General features: G+C 41.4%; 18 protein-coding genes, 2 tRNA genes and 1 pseudogene. 6 read left to right on the top strand and 15 right to left on the bottom strand.

Features of this window, described 5'->3' with window-relative positions; translation table 11 throughout:
• Window positions 1-114: 114 nt before the first annotated feature.
• Together FAI41_07770 and FAI41_07765 are read right to left on the bottom strand one after the other, a co-directional pair.
• A pseudogene (locus FAI41_07770) lies at window positions 115-303 on the bottom strand (hypothetical protein).
• 806 nt (window positions 304-1109) lie between these two features.
• Entirely contained in the window at window positions 1110-1535 is a 426-nt protein-coding gene (locus tag FAI41_07765; GenBank protein QCE33477.1) for a hypothetical protein, read from the bottom strand.
• Between the two features lie 153 nt (window positions 1536-1688).
• On the opposite strand from FAI41_07765, the gene FAI41_07760 reads away from it, so the two are divergent.
• A complete protein-coding gene (locus FAI41_07760; GenBank protein QCE33476.1) occupies window positions 1689-2084 on the top strand; it encodes a conjugal transfer protein TraJ in 396 nt (131 codons plus the stop codon).
• 1 nt (window position 2085) lies between these two features.
• Window positions 2086-2958 carry a hypothetical protein gene (locus FAI41_07755; protein ID QCE33475.1) on the top strand — a complete coding sequence of 291 codons (873 nt, stop codon included), beginning with the start codon at window positions 2086-2088 and terminating at the stop codon, window positions 2956-2958.
• A 145-nt stretch (window positions 2959-3103) separates the two neighbouring features.
• Here FAI41_07755 and FAI41_07750 read toward each other — a convergent pair.
• Window positions 3104-3178 (bottom strand) — tRNA-Val (locus FAI41_07750).
• A 195-nt stretch (window positions 3179-3373) separates the two neighbouring features.
• Here FAI41_07750 and FAI41_07745 point away from each other — a divergent pair.
• The gene (locus FAI41_07745; protein ID QCE33474.1) at window positions 3374-4030 is read left to right on the top strand and encodes a hypothetical protein; all 657 of its coding nucleotides are present in this window, start codon (window positions 3374-3376) and stop codon (window positions 4028-4030) included.
• 151 nt (window positions 4031-4181) lie between these two features.
• The gene (gene cysE, locus FAI41_07740) at window positions 4182-4946 is read left to right on the top strand and encodes a serine O-acetyltransferase (protein QCE33473.1); all 765 of its coding nucleotides are present in this window, start codon (window positions 4182-4184) and stop codon (window positions 4944-4946) included.
• Between the two features lie 12 nt (window positions 4947-4958).
• Here the strand turns inward: cysE and cysK are convergent, their stop codons facing one another.
• From cysK to ispH, 10 genes are all read right to left on the bottom strand, one after another.
• Window positions 4959-5954: a cysteine synthase A gene (gene cysK / locus FAI41_07735; GenBank protein QCE33472.1), complete on the bottom strand. Its 996-nt coding sequence runs from the start codon at window positions 5952-5954 to the stop codon at window positions 4959-4961.
• A gap of 175 nt (window positions 5955-6129) precedes the next feature.
• Complete coding sequence (locus FAI41_07730; GenBank protein QCE33471.1) at window positions 6130-7569, bottom strand: amino acid permease; 1440 nt, start codon at window positions 7567-7569, stop codon at window positions 6130-6132.
• Between the two features lie 132 nt (window positions 7570-7701).
• Window positions 7702-8394, bottom strand: a complete 693-nt coding sequence (locus FAI41_07725) for a DUF805 domain-containing protein (protein QCE33470.1) — start codon at window positions 8392-8394, stop codon at window positions 7702-7704.
• A 3-nt stretch (window positions 8395-8397) separates the two neighbouring features.
• Window positions 8398-8931 (bottom strand): hypothetical protein, encoded by a 534-nt coding sequence (locus FAI41_07720; GenBank protein ID QCE33469.1) that lies wholly within the window; start codon window positions 8929-8931, stop codon window positions 8398-8400.
• A gap of 128 nt (window positions 8932-9059) precedes the next feature.
• Complete coding sequence (locus FAI41_07715; protein ID QCE33468.1) at window positions 9060-9470, bottom strand: hypothetical protein; 411 nt, start codon at window positions 9468-9470, stop codon at window positions 9060-9062.
• Between the two features lie 24 nt (window positions 9471-9494).
• Window positions 9495-10031 carry a DUF805 domain-containing protein gene (locus FAI41_07710; GenBank protein ID QCE33467.1) on the bottom strand — a complete coding sequence of 179 codons (537 nt, stop codon included), beginning with the start codon at window positions 10029-10031 and terminating at the stop codon, window positions 9495-9497.
• 303 nt (window positions 10032-10334) lie between these two features.
• The gene (locus FAI41_07705; GenBank protein QCE33466.1) at window positions 10335-10865 is read right to left on the bottom strand and encodes a hypothetical protein; all 531 of its coding nucleotides are present in this window, start codon (window positions 10863-10865) and stop codon (window positions 10335-10337) included.
• A gap of 486 nt (window positions 10866-11351) precedes the next feature.
• Window positions 11352-11427, bottom strand: a tRNA-Asn gene (locus FAI41_07700).
• 98 nt (window positions 11428-11525) lie between these two features.
• A complete protein-coding gene (gene rnhA, locus FAI41_07695; GenBank protein ID QCE33465.1) occupies window positions 11526-11984 on the bottom strand; it encodes a ribonuclease HI in 459 nt (152 codons plus the stop codon).
• Between the two features lie 5 nt (window positions 11985-11989).
• Window positions 11990-13024, bottom strand: coding sequence for a 4-hydroxy-3-methylbut-2-enyl diphosphate reductase (gene ispH, locus FAI41_07690; GenBank protein QCE33464.1), 1035 nt, complete (start codon window positions 13022-13024; stop codon window positions 11990-11992).
• Window positions 13025-13194: 170 nt separating this feature from the next.
• Between ispH and FAI41_07685 the strand changes: the two genes are divergently transcribed.
• Window positions 13195-13803, top strand: a complete 609-nt coding sequence (locus tag FAI41_07685; protein QCE33463.1) for a hypothetical protein — start codon at window positions 13195-13197, stop codon at window positions 13801-13803.
• Here FAI41_07685 and FAI41_07680 read toward each other — a convergent pair.
• Complete coding sequence (locus tag FAI41_07680; protein ID QCE33462.1) at window positions 13768-14994, bottom strand: O-antigen ligase family protein; 1227 nt, start codon at window positions 14992-14994, stop codon at window positions 13768-13770. The genes FAI41_07685 and FAI41_07680 overlap by 36 nt on opposite strands.
• Complete coding sequence (locus FAI41_07675) at window positions 14976-16094, bottom strand: glycosyltransferase family 1 protein (GenBank protein ID QCE33461.1); 1119 nt, start codon at window positions 16092-16094, stop codon at window positions 14976-14978. Before FAI41_07675 ends, FAI41_07680 begins: the two co-directional genes overlap by 19 nt.
• A gap of 125 nt (window positions 16095-16219) precedes the next feature.
• On the opposite strand from FAI41_07675, the gene FAI41_07670 reads away from it, so the two are divergent.
• On the top strand, window positions 16220-18148 hold the full coding sequence (locus tag FAI41_07670) for an oligopeptide transporter, OPT family (GenBank protein QCE33460.1): 1929 nt from the start codon (window positions 16220-16222) through the stop codon (window positions 18146-18148).
• Window positions 18149-18167 lie beyond the last annotated feature (19 nt).

Genomic DNA, 18167 nt, shown 5'->3' with positions numbered 1-18167 from the left:
TTAAAAAGAGAAAACCCCCACCCCTTAATACCCTTGATCCAAACGGTACTGAACCATTCTTATTCTGGCTTTTGAACAATGACGATCCTTCTCTCGTTCATAGCTAACGCCTTCTTTTACGTATTCCTCTAGATTAATTTCTCCACTGATAAAGCGCTCATCCAAAGCTTTATCTCTTTCCATCATCTTAAAGCCTTCCAGCGCCATTGAAGCCGTTGCGTCTTCAACAACCTCTTTACGCCTTTGTCGCTCCTCCTCGTCTATATCGCCCTTATCGTTATGTTTAAGTTCACCAAAGCTTATTTCCCCTCGCGCATACCGTTCAAACTCTTCTTTCTCTTCTGGCGGTAATTCAATCCCCTCTTCTGCCATGCTTTTCAGAACATTATCTGTCCATTCACGTCTTATTTTTTTCTCTTCTTCAGAAACTTCCAGCGCCATCTTTTCTGCCCTTTTTTAAGAAAATTGATGAGATCATTATATATTGTGCAGCAACCTGCTGCACAATTACAAAATCATTCAGATGGTAATCTGACGCCTCGCAGAGCAGGATAATATGTTGAGCCCAAAGGGCGAATAAATAAGCGTGTGAAGTGGCAAAACAAAGTGTAGGCCTACTTCACCTGTCCTGCCCCGACTTTTTGTATTTTATAAAGCGATTTTTAGAGGAAAAAAGGCGATTTCAGTACGTATTTTTCATTATAAAAGACGATACGCTTAACATAAAAAGCGATTATATTGTTATCAAAGGCGAATATTCCTTACCAAAAGAAGATTTTAAGAAAACTAAAGGGAGACAATGGCGATATTTTTGTTCTAAAATTTGAATAATTTTGCAAAAAGAAGACTTTTTAGAAGTCTTAAAGATATTCAGAATGAGGATTTCTGATCTTAAAAGGTAAAAAAAGAGGAGACATAAAAGCCTCCCTTCTGCGAGTTTTTACTCGCCATCCTCGATAGAAAAGACGGTGCAAAACTTGCCCCCTATAAAAAGAGCATAAAAGTCTAAAAATCCCTGATTTCTGTATTTTCTAGATTTCTATTTTCACCCTTGCAGTGTTTGCACCGTAATTTTTAAAAGTTTTTCTATTTTTTCCCCTCTTTCTTCCTTAACTGGATGGGGAAAGCTCTCTTTTAGAACGCATCTCTGAAATCTCTTTAGGAACAAAATAAGGCCATGTCGTACCTTCTGGCAGATTTTCTACAATAGCTCTAAAGAGCGTCATATAACTCCCTGAAATCTTTCTCTGCTTAGCGCTTAAATCATAACAACCTCTTTCAAACAGCACAGAAACACCAAAGCGTTTTAACTGTTTACAAAAAGCCTGATAGCTATAATCGAGCTGATGGAAAGCATTTAAAAAATTATACACAGATCTTCGACTACAACCGATCTCAGCTAAAAGCTTGATTGGCTCAATAGATCTAATGAACATTTCCCGACAAAGATCATTTGGCGTTCTTTTACCATCCGTTCGGTATCTTCTGATCTTTTTCTCAAAAACTTCTTTTTGCGCCCAACTCTGCATTTCCATAATACCCCCTTTAGACATTTCTTACTTCAGATTTTAAGTAACTAAAATTATATATAAATATATATTTTATAAATTTAAAGTAAAATTATGATATTTATTTGTTTTTTATTTATATTAAATATAATATTATGATTTTATATTAGAAGAATATTTATGAATGATATTTCTCAAACGAAATCTCGTAGGCATTTTACCCCTATCAAAGTATATGTTTTGCCTGAAGAAAAAGCAGAAATTTCAGAGAATGCAAAAAAGGCTCATTACACAGATTCCTCCTATTTACGCCTACTCGGCATGAATTATCTGCTCAAAGCACCTGTTGATTTAGAGAGAGTAAAAGATCTTGTTGGCCTAAAGGGAGATTTTAATCGTATGGGAGGTCTATTGAGGCTTTGGCTTACGAAAAAAGACGATCAAAGAAAAATAACAGCGCAACATCTACAAGCCCTCCTCTCTAAAATTGAAGAAAGCTCAGAGGAAATTTCTCTTATGCTAAAGGAAATTCGCCGCAAGCATACAAAACCTAGAAAAAGCAAAAGGTACGAATGACATGCCAGAAGAACTGAAAGAACAGATTTTTGAGAATGGATGGGATGCTCTGGGAAGTACCCCTATCTCTGAGGCAGAAATTCAAAAACGCCGTCAAGCCGTTGCCAATGCCGTAGCCTCTTTTGCATTGGAAGGGTTTTTCCAAACAGAGGAGCAAATGAATTGGAATGAATGTTTTATCAATGGCAAAATGAGCCGAGAAAAATGGCTCAGAGATAATCACCATGACAATTATAATAATTTAGCAATCCGAAAAGCTGCCGATCTCGGAATCAATCCCATTAAGGGCAAGTTTGATGTTGCCCATCTTAAAGCCCTCCACGGATATATTTTTCAAGACAACCCAAAAATTCAAGCTGGGAAATTCCGTGCCTCTGCCAGAGGGGATTGGCATAAAGAGCGGAAATTAAAAAGCCTTAATGGTTTCATCTCTCTTGCGGTTTATTCGCCTATGGATGAAGTGAGCAAAGAAAAGCTTTTGAACCTGCTTAAAAATATTGTTCCCTCTTCCCTCTCTGAATTGCCTAGAGAAAGGTTTGTAAAAGGATTGGCGTATTTATATATGCACCTTGATTACATCCATCCTTTTCAAGATGGTAATAGCCGTACCCTTAGAGCTTTTATGCAGCAAATTTCAAATGAGGCTGGCTATGTGCTGGATTGGGAAGAATTCACCCAAAACCCCTTAGCACGTGAACAGCTTTATACTGCCCGTGATCTAAGCGTTAATAAAATAGCCATTTCAAACGGTAACTTTAGAGATCCTCGTATTCAAACAAGGGCTTTAGAAACAATGATGGAACTTGAAGATGCCGAGGTTCAGGATTTAGAAGATTTTTTTGAAAACTGGATAAGCAGAAGAGCTAAAGGCTGAGAATTAACCAAGAAGAAAACGTAATTTTTAGCTTTTCTTGAGAGTATCTAAGTATGCAGAAAAAAACTCATTGTATACTACTCTGCATACCAAATATTTTATTTTAAGGAAAAGTAGCAGAAATCTGGTATTTCTTAAAGCAGAATGGTGGGTGTAACAGGGATTGAACCTGTGACCCCTACCATGTCAAGGTAGTGCTCTCCCGCTGAGCTATACACCCATTCTGTGCTTCAGTGTATAGCCAAGTTTCTAGGATGAGTGCAAGCACTAATTTTCAAAAAATTACAAAAAAAGAGAGATTTTTATGAGAAAAAGGATCTTTTAATTTTTTTCGGGCTTTTTTCTTTAAACTCTCTACAAAGAATAATGGACTCTCAGAGATAGAATCACGCAATAATCTCATTAAGGTAACATCATGGATTTAAATTTAAGCGACAAGGCCATTCTCCTTCTCGATTTTACAGGGAAAACCTCCCCTTCTCTTTTAGAGGCGATCTCTAAAAATATTTTTATTGAAGGCGGCAATCTTGTGATTGCAAGCGCAAAAGAAAATCTTGCCGAGGAAATTAGTGAAAAATTACAAGGAAATATCCGTCCGCTTTCCGCCAATCCAGCGACTGAAGAAGGGCGGCAGGAAATCTTAAAAACCGTCCCGGAATGTGATGTTTTTATTGATGCCAGCCTGCCAAAAGTCGGTCTGAAAATGTCTGATGCGCTATGGCAGGATGAGTTTACGGCTTCCACTCGTGCCTCTCAAATGCTTTCTTTCCCCTATTTGCGCCTTATGAAAGAAAAAAATTGGGGTCGTGTCATTACCCTCACCCTTCATTCTAATGCGATGCGGGATACATCAGAGCGTGAAATCCATGCCATTCAAAAAGCACGTGCGGCCTTCTCCGGTTCGCTTTCTAACACGGTAAAAGGTACTCTTGTCTCTGCTAATCTTTGCCAGCTTCATCTCACAGGGTATCCAGCGCCTGATTCTGAGCAGCATATTGCAAAAACATTGAGTTTTCTTTCCAGCCCTGCCGCTGACGGACTTAATGGTAGTATTTTCTCGGTTGAATGTTAAAAATTTGGCTGTTTGTTTTAAAAATAGAGATAAAAATACAAAAAAGTCTCTATTCCGACACAATATCACCAAGCTTGTGCTTCTTTGACTTGAAGAAGTCTCTGTCTGCTTTATAGATAAGGACAATCTTTTTTAGGCTGCGTATGTGAAAATGTCTGATCATTCCTCTTTTTTAAAAACATTCTGGGACGATATGAAGGCGCAATCCTGTGCCTGCACCGATCCGCTCATTAAAAAGCTTTTTTCTGTTAGTATTTGCCACTTAGCAGATTTTCCTTCTGCTTTGGCATCTCTCTTAACGGAAAAACTGGCAGACCGTATGGTGCCTGCCGAAGATATGCTGCCCCTGATTGAAAATATTTTGAAAGAAGATCCAGAGCTTTCTTATACTGCAGCCATTGATCTTATGGCCGTGCAGGAAAGAGACCCAGCCTGTCCTAATCTACCGACCGCCTTTCTCTTTTTTAAAGGATGGCAAGCCCTTCAGGCCTATCGCATTGCGCATCAGCTTTGGCTTCAAAAACGTACACCGCTTGCCTATCAATTCCAGTCTCGCATGAATGAATGTTTTTCAATCGACATCCATCCTGCGGCACGCCTCGGCAAAGCCATTACCATTGACCATGGTACGGGGGTTGTTATTGGGGAAACCGCCATTATCGAAGATAATGTCTCTCTTTTCCACAATATCACGATTGGCGGCACAGGCCGGGAAATCGGTGAGCGCCACCCTATTCTCAAAGAGGGCGCAATGGTTGGGTCCGGAGCGATCCTCTTGGGACGGATTACGATTGGACGCTATGCGAAAATTGGCGCTGCCTCTGTCGTTCTTAATAATATTCCCGATTACGCAACAGCTGTTGGCAACCCTGCCCGTGTTATTCGTTTAAGCCCTCCGCAAAAAGCAGAGGGCTAAAAACATACTCTTTTAAGATTTTTGTTCAAACAAAGCTGTTGAAAGATAACGGCCTGCAAAATCAGGAATAATCACGGCAATGGTTTTTCCTTCAAATTCAGGCTGTTTTGCCAATTCAATGGCTACAGCAACTGACGCACCGCCGGAAATACCAGAGGCAATTCCCTCTGTACGTGCAATCAAACGTGCTGTTTTGAGTGCATCTTCTGTTTTGACAGGAATAACTTTTTCTATCGCCGGCAGATCCAAAATCTCAGGTTTAAAACCGGCACCGATCCCCTGAATACCATGTGGCCCCGGCTCTCCACCCGTTAAAACATGGCTTTCCTGTGGCTCAACGCCAAAAACTTTAATTTCTGGATTATGCTGATGCAAAATTTTCGCAATTCCGCTGATCGTACCGCCTGTTCCAATGCCGGCAACGACGGCATCCAACTTACCCTCTGTATCTACCCAGAGTTCATTCCCTGTCGTTTCGACATGCACTAAAGGATTCACTGGATTGACAAACTGCCCTGGAATCCAAGCATTTTTGTCTTTTTCAGCTAAAGACTCAGCCTTTTTAATTGCCCCAGACATCCCTTCAGCGGCTGGCGTCAGTACAAGCTCTGCCCCAAGATGGCCCATCATGGCTCGGCGCTCAACAGAAGCACTTTCCGGCATCACTAAAGTAATGTGATAGCCTTTGGAAGCGGCAACTAACGCTAATCCAAGCCCTGTATTGCCCGAAGTTGGCTCAATAATATGGGTTTTCTCTGGTGAAATAAGGCCTCTTGCCTCAGCATCTTCAATCATGGCTTTTGCAAGACGATCTTTAACGGAGGCCATTGGGTTAAAAAATTCTAATTTAAGAAGAAGTCTGGCCTTGAGAGATTCTTTTTTTTGTAAGTTTGGCACGGCCACCAAAGGGGTTCCCCCAATGGTTTCAACGGCAGAATCATAAATACGACCACGTGGTTTTGCATAATGATTCGCATTCACAATGGGTTTATCGAATTTCTGTGTCATGCTTGTTTCCAATTTCTCTGATAAATTTAATGTGGTTCGTAACGGCTCCTATACGAGAATAACCGTCCCAATAGATTTACAAAGAATAGCACAAATCCCAACCCATTGCAGAAAGGGTAAAATCTCTTTGCTCTATGTTCAAATGATCGTTTTTTGCCTCACTGCTCAAAAAAAATCAGTGTGGTAACTGTTTCCGACCATAAAAAACATAGACCATGATCCCGAGAAAAATCCATATACTGAGATAAAGCCAGCAGGTCGGTGCAACAGTCATAAGACCACCAAAACAAACCAAAATAGCACTTCCCGGTACAAGATATGTTCCAGCAAAAACTTTAAAGGGACGTTCTGCATCCGGTCTTTTAATTCTCAAAGCAATCACAGAAGCACAGACAAGTAAAAAGGCTAAAATAATCCCAACCGAAGTCATGCTTCCCAAAAAAGGCACCGGCAGGGAAACAGCTAAAATCGTAATTAATATTGTTAAAAATAAAAGTGCAGGTGCAGGTACGTGCTTGGGATTTAATTTTGCAAAAATCTGAGGAATTAAACCATCTTCGGCAACATGCTGAACAACTCTGATCTGCCCGTAAAGCAACCCATACAGCCCTGCAATAAATCCAATTAACACACCAATTTTTACCACAGCGCCGATCAATGGCAGATGAAGAAGATTCATTGCCGTTCCGACAGGACTGGCATCATGGGAAAGAAGTTGATAATTGACGACCCCCAGTAAAGCGATCGAGAAGACAACAGAAATGAAGGTAATTGCAAATAAAGTGCCTAAAATGGCGATCGGCAAAGTTCGTTGCGGATTTTTTGTTTCTCTCGCAGCAGACGCAACAATATCAAAACCGATAAAAGAAAAGAAAACCAAAACAGCGCCACGGGCAACGCCACTCCAACCGAAATCACCAAAATTTCCTGTATTTTCAGGAATAAAAGGATGATAATTTGCAGGTTGAATGCCTTTAAAACAGCAGATCACAACAATCGCAATAATTCCAACCTTTAAACTAACAATCAAACTGTTAATCCAAGCGGATTCCTGAGAGCCACGCAACAGCAAAAAACTGACCAGAAACATACCGATCATCGCCGGAAAATTTCCAAAAGCACGGACCGAATGTCCATCTGCAAGGGGAATGAGCGTGCCAGTTGATTTCCAAAAACGAAGATCAAGGTTAATCCCCCACTCCCCCAAAAGAGAGGCTAAATAACTGCTCCAGCTTGAGGCTACTGTTGCAATACAGCAAAGATAGCTTGCAACCAGGCACCAGACGAGAACCCAAGCAACAAATTTTCCCAACCCTTCGGAGGCATAGGCATAAGCAGAGCCAGATGCGTTTGGAAACATTGAGGCCAGTTCAGCGTAGCAAAGTCCAATCAAGGAACAGGCAAAAGCTGCAAAAATAAAAGAAAGCGAAACAGCCGCCCCACTACACTGCCCGGCGGCAATCCCCGTAATAGAAAAGAGTCCTGCGCCTAAAGTTGCCCCAACGCCAAGAGTAATGAGCTGACGCACCCCAAGAATAGGACGCACGGCAACGGCTGCTCCCGCTTCCTTTTCAAAAGGTGCAGATAATTCTTCACAAGCAGACGGTGACGGCATTTCATCTTATCCTAGAAATTTCAGAAAATGGGATGAGACTTCTTAAAAGCTTCATCGCTCCCCTGTATTTCACAAAAGAAGGGAAAAAGGAAAGAATGAAAGAAAAATAAGTCTCAAAAGAAGGATGATCTCTTATTTTAAAACTCTCATTTTGGCATCTTGAAATTCTTCTTCTGTCAAAATGCCTTTTTCTCGCAAATCTAGCATTTTCTCTAAGATAGAAATTTCTTCTGCCGTTATCGGCACTGACAATGCTGCAGGCGCTAAAGGAGCCTCTGCATTTTCAAGGGATTCTTTTCCAAAACGGTTATCACCCAATGTTCCCTTTTGAGAGTAAAAGGCCAACCCGCTTAAAGTCGATGCAAGCGTTGCAAAAAAATCATTAAAAAATAGCGTACCAATTTCTTGCTGTTGCGCATCAGCACTGAGTGTCTCATAAAAAATGGAGACAAAACTCATGGCAAATAACAGGCTGAAAAACAGGCTTAACATTATTTCTAAAATCTGAAACCAGCCCGATAAGTTTCGATCATGCAACCGGCGGCAGGCAATCGCAATGCTTGGGACAAGAAGGAAGAACATTAGAAACAAATCCAGCATTTCAGGGATCTGCAAAATAACTGAATTTAGATGAAAAGAAGCACTATTCAGATTTTTAAGGGCAAAACCCAACAGATTAATGACCAGATCAATCAATATCGAAAAAACATAAAAGTACCAATATTCAGAACGTGTTGCCCGTCCTGAAAATTGTGCATAGTTTTTTAGAGCCAAGAGAAAATAATTAAAACTTTTTTTAAGCTCAATCATAGGATTTTGAAGCATATCTTAAAAATTCTCCGAAAGGATTTCTGATTTTTTCCGATCGAACTCTTCCTGCGTCAAAATGCCCTTTTCCTTCATTTCAAAAAGACGTTCGATTTGTTTCAAATCATCTACCCGTGGCGCATAGGATGTTTTTCCTGCTGCGAATGATCCTGTAGCGAGAGTTTCCGAAAAAATCTGCCCCTCTCCATCGAATAAATTTCGATTTGAAAGAATTTGATCCCGCACATAAAGATCAAAAGCGACGAAAACAAGCCCAATAGCTCCACCAAAAATGAAGTTAACTAAACCAATGATAATATAACCAGAAAGCCCCTCGAAAGCGGCTGGGACATTCTTATTTCGGGATAAAATTTCAGGAATAAATTTAAGACGTGCCAAACCTGCAAAAATATTCCAAATCCCTGCAATAAAAGTCACTAAACAAAGGATTTGAATAATGCCTAAAACAATCCAGAAAATGGCGGAAAAACGCTCATAATCCGATAACCTGCGGATTTGATTTTCTGAATCTGAATTTCGGACAAAGTGAGACAAAATAATATTCCTGTTTTTGCGTACAACGCTTATATTTCTATGCCGAAAGGCTTCTCCCCTCAGAATAGTCCATCTTTTGCCTTTAAAGCAATCACCGCCGGAAAAGGCACCGGCTTTTTATATGCTGTTTAAGAAAAAAGGTACGTAATCTGCCAATAAAAGCAGCTTCCAAGAAAAATTAGCGCCATAATCGGCACAATAAGAGGTCCATCCTTTTTGGTCAAAAGCCTTACAGCAGTCCCCATCACAAGAACGCCAATTGCCAATAAGAACCATATTTCATATCGCACAAAGGGGAAATATTCCATCAGTCGGGTTCCAAAGGAAGTAACCGTTAAAAATACCAAGCAAAAAACATTAACAAGCAAGCGCATATTTTCTCCAAAAAAATCCTGCTTATTTTCTATCTTTCCTTGCTCTACCCGATGGAAACTTTTCAAAATTTTTTCTTTGGCAGTCTGATATTCTGTCTTAGATAAAATATTTTTCTGCTTGAGGGTGTAAAGATTTTTTAAATTTTTAAAATCTACCTCATTCACTTTCCACCCTCCTTCTATTCTTTCTTAAAGCAATTCTAACTTTTTACGCTGAAACTCTTCTTCTGTTAAAATGCCTTTGTCTCTCAATGCTGCAAGTTTTTCGATCTTTTCAAAATTATCTTCATTTATAACAACCACCGGCTCCAGCTCTTCCAAATCTCTATCCGGCACTACTCCAAAACGTTTTTCTCCCAGATCGCTCCTTTGGCAATAGAAAATGATCAGCGGGATAAGACCGATAATCGTACATCCCAGTAGAAACCACCATCCGGAGCGGTTTGTATCATGTAAGCGGCGAACGGAAACGGCAATAGCGGGAATTAAAACGCCCAAAGTATAAACCCAGTTTAAAACCAAAACGAACAGCGTACAGATTGAAGACTGCTCGAAAAGCAGATGGTCTGCCACACCGGCAAGCACAGCCAGTGGATAAAAAGCAAAGGCAAAAAGAAAATTAAATAAATGAAAATACCAATATTGAGATCGGGAGGCACGCCCGCTAAATCGGGCATAATTCTTTAAAGCCAAAAGAAAATAATCAAAGCTGTTTAATTGTTTCATATCACTGCCTACACAAATAAAATCTCTGCCGCCATCCCATCTCGAAAGGCGCATTTTTAAATATTTTTAATCACATATAAAGCATTAAAATATTCCATATTCTTTTAAGATTTTTCGTGAATATGAGATAGCTTAAAATGAAGTTAGAAGAAGAGTCTAAAGATATCAAATTGAAATCAAGAGGACAGAATATCATCTACTGCTCTGCGCTGAGTGTATATAAAAACTGGACATACATAAGAAAAGAGCCAGCCCTCCTAATAGCTTGCTGGCTTCTTTTTGTTTGTTGGTACCCTTTGAAATTTAATCATTATCCCCATACATGGTGCCCTCTGGCCAATCAGGTTCTGGAAAGTTCTTATCTTTTAAACGTCCATTTATAAAAATCATCGTCATTCGGCCAACTTTTGACTCTGGCTCATAAGCATAGGCCCGGGCGGCGTTGCTGCTTTGGGCATTGCAAAGGCCTGTTTCATCTTCTAAGAAAGCTTCAGCCTTTTGATATTTTATTTCTTTTTGGTTTTCTGGCGTATCATCCAAAACAATATCAGCCTCTATCTTCCCGTTCTTACTCGTTTTTTCTACATGGCAATTTAAAAGTTTTACTTTATCGGCTGGCCATACATATCCGCCATGCTGAGCGTATGTAATAGGATTACCTTTCTTATCAAATGTATCTCCGTGGAAGCGCTCTATAGGGTCACCTTTATGAACAATATTGCCGCCTTCATCTTTAAATTGCGTAATGGCAACGCCCTCACAAATATCCGCAAAAACCAAAGAAGGAGATAAAAAGAAAATAACTGCGAGGACACTAAAACTGGAAATCTTCATTTATATCTCCTTGGGGCGATTTAAAGCGTACCCCCTCACTCTATTATCATTCAGCAAGAGTTTTATAGCGACGATTTCTAAGGCAGATTGTATGGCATCTAAGCTACTTTAACTTGCTATAGTCTGCTCTTTTTCAATTCTGATAATAGATATTTTAGAAATACCCGTCTTATCAGAAGTGTTTGCTGATTTATCCCAAGCAATGCACAGGCATTCAAAATGCTCTAAATAATCTTCGCAAACATTAAAGGGATTGCTCCAAATGACGTTCTTTTTTTCTATCTAATGCCGAAGGGCGTCAATATGCGCACGCATATTCGGACTCATGATTATATTTTTTAATCCGGCGTCGAATATCTAAAATCAAACAGATAGTTTCTCTGCCCCAAGAAAAACGAAAATATTTCTTATCAAGAAAACTATGGCCTATTTAATTTTTAGGAATTGGATTCAACAGGTAGAAAACTAAGATTTCTTAAAAGAAAATGGCTCCCGAAGTAGGACTCGAACCTACGACCCAGCGATTAACAGTCGCTTGCTCTACCAACTGAGCTATTCGGGAACATGCCGTGTTGTTGAGTTTCTTTTAGCCAATTCTTTTTACGGAGAAAAGGGGGAAAATATGATTCTTTGCATTTTTTTTAATTTTTTCCCTTTTTTTTAATTTTTTTGCGTTATTTCCTCGATCCCACGGGTGGCGAGAACATCTGCACGCTCATTTCCTTCGTCTCCTGCATGGCCTTTCACCCATTTCCATTGAATCCGGTGGCGGAAAACTTCTTCATTGAGCTTCTCCCAAAGGTCTTGATTTAAAACAGGTTTTTTACTGGCCGTTTTCCAACCTTTGGCAATCCAACCTTTTAACCATTTGGTAATACCGTTTTTAACATAGCTACTATCGGTATGAAGCGTAATTTCACAAGGACGTTTCAAAGCTTCCAAAGCCTTAATCGCAGCGGTCAATTCCATACGGTTATTGGTTGTCTCCGATTCCCCTCCCCAAAGTTCCTTCTCTGTTTCACCATATTTTAAAAGAACCCCCCAGCCGCCGGGGCCGGGATTTGGACGGCATCCCCCGTCCGTCCAAATTTCAACCTTTTGTATTTTTTTTTCAGACAAAATGATTAAGCCTCTTCGTCCTGCTCTTCATGCGTTGCTTCTTCTGATTCAGACAGCGGATAAGGCAGACGGAATTTCACCCGCTCTTTTTTCACAATACGTTCCTCAATATCGAGCGTATAGCGTTTTGCCAAAGCCTCTAAAATTTCCTGCACTAAAATTTCCGGAGCCGAAGCACCGGCAGTAATGCCCAGCGTCTTAACCCCTGCCATCGCATCCCACTGCATATCTGCTAATTTCGGCACTAAAATGGCTTTCTGTGCACCTTTGCGTTCCGCAACTTCTCTCAAACGTTGCGAGTTCGAAGAATTTGGTGCCCCAATCACAATGACCAGATCACAATCTTTTGCAATTTCCTGCACGGCTTGCTGGCGGTTGGTTGTGGCATAGCAAATATCCTCACGTTTCGGCCCTTCAATTTGTGGGAAACGCTCTCTTAAAATAGCAACAATATCTGCCGTATCATCTACAGAAAGAGTCGTTTGCGTAATAAAGGCTAAACGTGAGGAGTCTTTAGGCTGATACGTTCTTGCCTCATCGACATTATTAATAAGCGTCACTGCCCCCTGTGGAAGCTGTCCCATCGTTCCGACAACTTCAGGATGTCCCTCATGTCCAATCAAAAGAATATGACGCCTCTCCTCTCCACCGCCTGCGAAATGGCGCTCCGCCTCACGGTGAACCTTAGAGACCAGAGGGCAAGTCGCATCCAAATAAATCAAATTGCGTGTTTCCGCCTCGGCCGGTACGGATTTTGGTACGCCGTGGGCAGAGAAAACCACATGCGCATTACGGGGAACTTCATCGAGCTCCTCAACAAAAATAGCGCCTTTTTCCTCCAGCGCCTCAACGACTGTGCGGTTATGGACAATTTCATGGCGAACATAAACAGGGGCGCCATAACGCCGCAGAGCCTCTTCGACAACCCGAATAGCCCGATCGACACCGGCACAGAACCCTCTTGGGCCTGCCAATAAAACTTTTAATCGCGGAAAATCTTTATTCGCACTTTGAGGAGCAAAATGAGATGTTGTGGTCATAAAATAACGACTCCGAATTCTTTACGGCAGAAAAATAAGTTCTTTGTTCTTACGCAAAAATCTTAAAATAGTCGTGCCCTTTTCTGAAAGACACGTAAAATGTTATCTAAGCAAATAGGATTTCTTATGGATAGAAGATTTTTCTTTCTCTTACGGTTATGATTTTTCACATGCACGGCTCTTTTTTAACAACCCCTCCTAAATTTTTTCAGCGTCTTGGACTTACCACCCTTTTTGCAAGCTTGGCGTTGCTTTCAGCCTGTGCTGATCCCGATGACAGTACAGGCTTTGCGCCGGCATGTCCTGAAGTCGAAGTTCCTTTGGGAACGGGTGACATTTACACATGGGAGCCTGGAAAAGACCAAGACCTTTCTCATCTCATTCAGCAGGCGCAGATTATTGAGGTTAATGGCGTTTGCCGTGAGAGCAAACCGGATGAAAAAAAACGTCCCATGACACGTGTTGATGTTAGCATCAGTTTTCGGGTAGACCGTGGGCCTGCCTCCCAATCAGACCAAATCAACCTGCCTTATTTTATTGCGGCTGTGAAAGATGGAAAAATCATCAATAAAAAGGTTTTTCCCAGCGAAGGTACGCTCTCCAATCGGAATGAAAATATCGTCTTCAAAGCCCCTGTGCGCTATATTGATTTACCTACCGGCAGTGACCTTCAGGTCAATGATTATACGTTAATGATTGGTTTCCAGCTCACAGAAGCACAGCTAAAATATAATCGGGAACATTTAGAGCGGGAAAAATTCACCCGCCACGGTTTCTAAAAAAACCTCTCCGTGGCCTCTTTCAAAACTGGAAAAGGCCATAAGAAGCGGAAGCCAAATTAAAATCCACTCTTCCGAGGGGCCTTTAAAAACAAAGGAAAGATCCGTTACACCGCATAAAAGCGGGTAAAGCGCAAAAGCTAACATTTTCACATTTTTAGCAGATTTTATTCTAAAAAAGAAAAAAGTGACACAAGCCAGCACAAAAAATGCCGTTCCGACAGCTCCCCCCTGGATCAAAAGAGAGAGATAAAAACTATGGGGATGCACGAAAAAACCCCCATTCCCATTAGGAATCAGCATATGCATTTGCACCCCTTGGCCGAAGAGCGTGCTTGGCGATAAATACGTCAATGTTTTCTGCCAAATTTCAAAATGTCCGCTATCTGTCCGCCCTAAAAAAGAATGAAAAATTTTAGGATTCCCAAAACAGATCACGCTTAAAAATGCTGCGCCACCTAAAATCATGGCTTGTTTTTGCCATTTTAAAAACATCAAAAGAGAAAGAAAAAGTGCTCCCCACGCCATACGACACCCTGTTAAAACAAGAAAAAATCCGTTGAAACAAAATAAAAAAACATAGAACAAATCCTGTTTTTGAAAATTCTGTTTTGCTTGCCGGCGGTAACAAAACATAAAAATAAGGCACAGCAAGCCGAGACCCGTAAAATCACCGGCGAAAACAACAGGATGAAAAATGCCAAAACCAGCCATTCTTTGCGGCGCATAATGGTCAATATTACGCCCCAACAGACGTAAAAACAGTGAAAGAAAAATATTTAAGCTTCCACCTATGAGCAAAACAGACATCATTTTTTGAGGAAATTCAGGCATTTGCCGTATCGCCACCCAAGCCCCCAAAAGAAACAGCGAGGTACAGCTAAAATCAATCCCCCATTGCCAGCCTTGATACCCGGAAACACTCCAAAAGAAAGAGGTTAAGCCAACAGAAAGAAAACAAAGTGCTAGAAAAAAGAAAGGAAAAGAAAAGGCCTTTATTCGCTGGAAATTTTTCTCTTGAAAAAGTTCAAATAAAAATCTCGGCACGAAAAAAATATAAAAAAACAAAGCCCAAAAAGGCAATGAGGGTGCAACCAATCCGGCACCCACAAAGAAAAGAAAACAACGGGGCCAGTCTTTTAAAAGGGCTAAAGATTTTTTTAGCGCAAAATTTACGGCAAAAGATGCCATGAATGCTCTTCCGGTCTTAATATCCCCAATATTGCCCGTACCATATAATCTGCAAGCGCCGATTCATTGAAAAGAGAATAATATTTCTCCCAACCTCTTTGGGCCGTTTTCTGCCTTTTTTTAGGATGTTGTACAAAATAAGTCAGCTTTTCGATCAGCTCTTCTTTTGAAGAGAAAAAAAGCATTTCCTCCTCTAAAAAGATTTCATCAAAGCCGCTTTCCCGCTCCTGTGCGCACAAAAGCCCATTGCCCACAATATGGCTCATACGATCTGAACTATATAAACGCTCATTTCCTTTACGGCTAAGATTTAAACCGATCCCCGCAGCCTGTATAATTTTGGCATATTCATGCCCACTGGCATAAGATTTCCCCCCAAGCCCTGCAAGGGAAAAACCAATATTTTCAGGTAAATTCTCTAACAAAAAATAAAGAAAATGATCCATCTCCCATGCCTGCCCACAAATTTCTCTTTTATCTTTTGGGTGACCGCAGGAGAGAAAAATATCTTTACTTAAAACGGGATACTTAAAATTACGGACCGTTTCGACCGAGGAATCTACCGGATTGGGTAAAAAATAGATTGCCTTTTTCAACCCTAAAAATTCTTTTGTCACAGAGGAAGACGTTGAAACGAAAGTTGCCTCGCAAAACGGATAATGTGCTTTGAGCCTTTGGGCGGATTTCCCTTCAAAAAGCGCATCGCCGCTCCATTGCGCCACTTTAAGATTTTTATGCTTTAATCTCATTTCCTGTAATGTTGGTGCAGAAATTTCAACGCCATTAGCCAAAAGCAAAATATCTGGACAGGCGGAATCTATAAATTCCCTTAAAAATTTTTCAGTCTGGAAAGATTTTATTTTTGAAAAATATTTGCCCAATCCACGCCGGCCAATTTCCCGATAAGGAAACGGGATGAGCTGGTGCCCATTTCGAATCAAACCATTATTGATTTTACCCGATGTTTGAAATTGCGAAGGGGATTTTCTTTTTGAATCAAAAAAGAAATCGCCTAAATGAAGAATTTTCAAAGGCGTTTTAGACCATTTAAAACTCTTCTCTTTCGAAGAATCATGAGGAAAGCCAGAGACGGATGGCATTAGCAATAATCGTTTTCCTTGATTTTTTCAGTCTTTTTTTTAGACTGGTTCTTTTTCCATTCTATAATGGGATTTCGAAAACAACAATTTTCAAAATAAAACTGCTTTAACCGAAAGATCTTACCTTGTCCCGTGAGCTTACCCTGCGGGGGCTTTTACTTGGCGCCCTGATTACCGTCATATTTACTGTCGCCAATCTCTATATGGGCATGCGCCTTGGAATGACCGTTGCCTCTTCTATCCCTGCTGCGATCATTTCCATGGCTGTTTTAAGGCGTGGCGGACGTGGAAGTTTACTTGAAAATAACCTTGTCCAAACCCAAGCCTCCGCCGCGGGGTGCCTTTCAGCCGTCTTTATGACCTTACCCGCTCTGGTAATGATTGGCTGGTGGCAGCATTTTCCGTATTGGCAAACCGCTCTCATTACTTTTGCCGGCGGTATCGCCGGGGTTTTGTTTACCGTCCCTCTAAGACGCTGTCTCGTTCTGGAAAGCGACCTACCTTACCCTGAAGGCACCGCTTGCGCTGTTATTTTAGAAAGTGGCGAGCAAGACGGCCAAAAAAGCAAAGCAGAAACGATTACTTTATTGATTGGGACAATCATTTCCATTGCTGTCAGCTTTTTTACCTCTGCCCTCCAGCTTGCCAGCGATGGCTTTATCCGTGCTTGGAAAATGGGCCATGCGGCCTTTCGGATTGAAGGCGGATTTTCTCTTGCCCTGCTCGGTATTGGTTATTTTGTTGGCCCATGGGGGGCGGCAGCCTGTCTTTTAGGTTCCTTTTTAGCTTGGGATGTCATTATCCCACTGCTCTTGACGCTCCACCCCGTTGCAGATCCTATTCATATGGCCCCCTTACTCTGGAAAAATGAGGTGAAATATATTGCGGCCGGCATTATTGCGACAGCCTCTTTTTGGATTATTCTCCGTCTCACCCTCCCCCTTATCCAAAGCATTCGGCACGTTCTTTCCGCCACAGCGCATCTTTCTGCCCCTCCTCGGGAACGAGACCTTGCCCCCTTAACCTTAATCCTACTGGGGACATTTGCACTTTCCCTTTTTAGTTTCCTCTGCTTTTCCTTTTTAGGAACAAGCCTAACACTTATCCAAAGCCTGCTCTTGGTTGCGATTGGTGCCATTATCTGGATAGGTATCGGTTTTATTGTTTCCAGCGCCTGTGGCTATATGGCGGGGCTTTTAGGCTCTTCTTCTTCACCGATTTCCGGTGCAGCGATTTTGGCGATTATTTTTCTGGCTTTTGCCATGGCGAGCCTCCAAGCCACCGGCTTACTTTCCGTTACGGATTCTCCTGTAGCGCTTGCCTATGCTTTATTTTTACTAACAGCCATTATTGCGGCTTCGGCAATGGCCAATGATAATTTACAGGATTTAAAAACAGGCGCTTTGGTTGGCGCAAGCCCCAAAGCACAGCAAATTTCCTTATTGATTGGCTGTGCTGTCGGAGCAGCTACAGTCGCACCCGTGCTAAATCTTCTCTACCAAGCTTATGGTTTTGAAGATCATTTCCCCCGCCCTGATATGGATCAATCTGCGGCATTGACACCGCCCCAGCCGCTCCTCATGGCTTCATTAGCAAAGAAAATCATCCATCATAATATGGACTGGACGATGTTAGGGATTGGCGCAATCATAGGGATAATCCTTATTGTTTGCGATTATTGCCTCAAGAAATTTTCAGAACGCCATCTTTCCCATCTCAAAGAAAAACCTTCTCTGCCGCCTTTGGCTGTCGGCATGGGGCTTTATTTTCCTGCCAGTGTTTCTTTTGGCATGGCGCTTGGGGCATTGATTGCTATTTTTACAGGACGAAAAGTAACACGACGTGGCACAATGGCTGCGGCAGGATTTATTGTTGGTGAAAGTTTCGCCGGTATCGGTCTCGCCATTATTACCCTTGTTTCCGGCTCTCCTAATAGCCTTGCCCTCCCCTTACCGCTCAATCCTCAGCTCTTGCAACTCCTTATCGGAAGCGGTTTTTTTATTCTTTCCGCCATCTGGTTTATCCATCAGGCCAGAAAATCAGACGGTTCCTAAATTCACGCATAAAAAAAGA

The sequence above is a fragment of the Acetobacteraceae bacterium genome, from assembly GCA_004843165.1.
GTDB lineage: Bacteria > Pseudomonadota > Alphaproteobacteria > Acetobacterales > Acetobacteraceae.
This window is presented reverse-complemented; position numbering and strand designations above follow the sequence as displayed.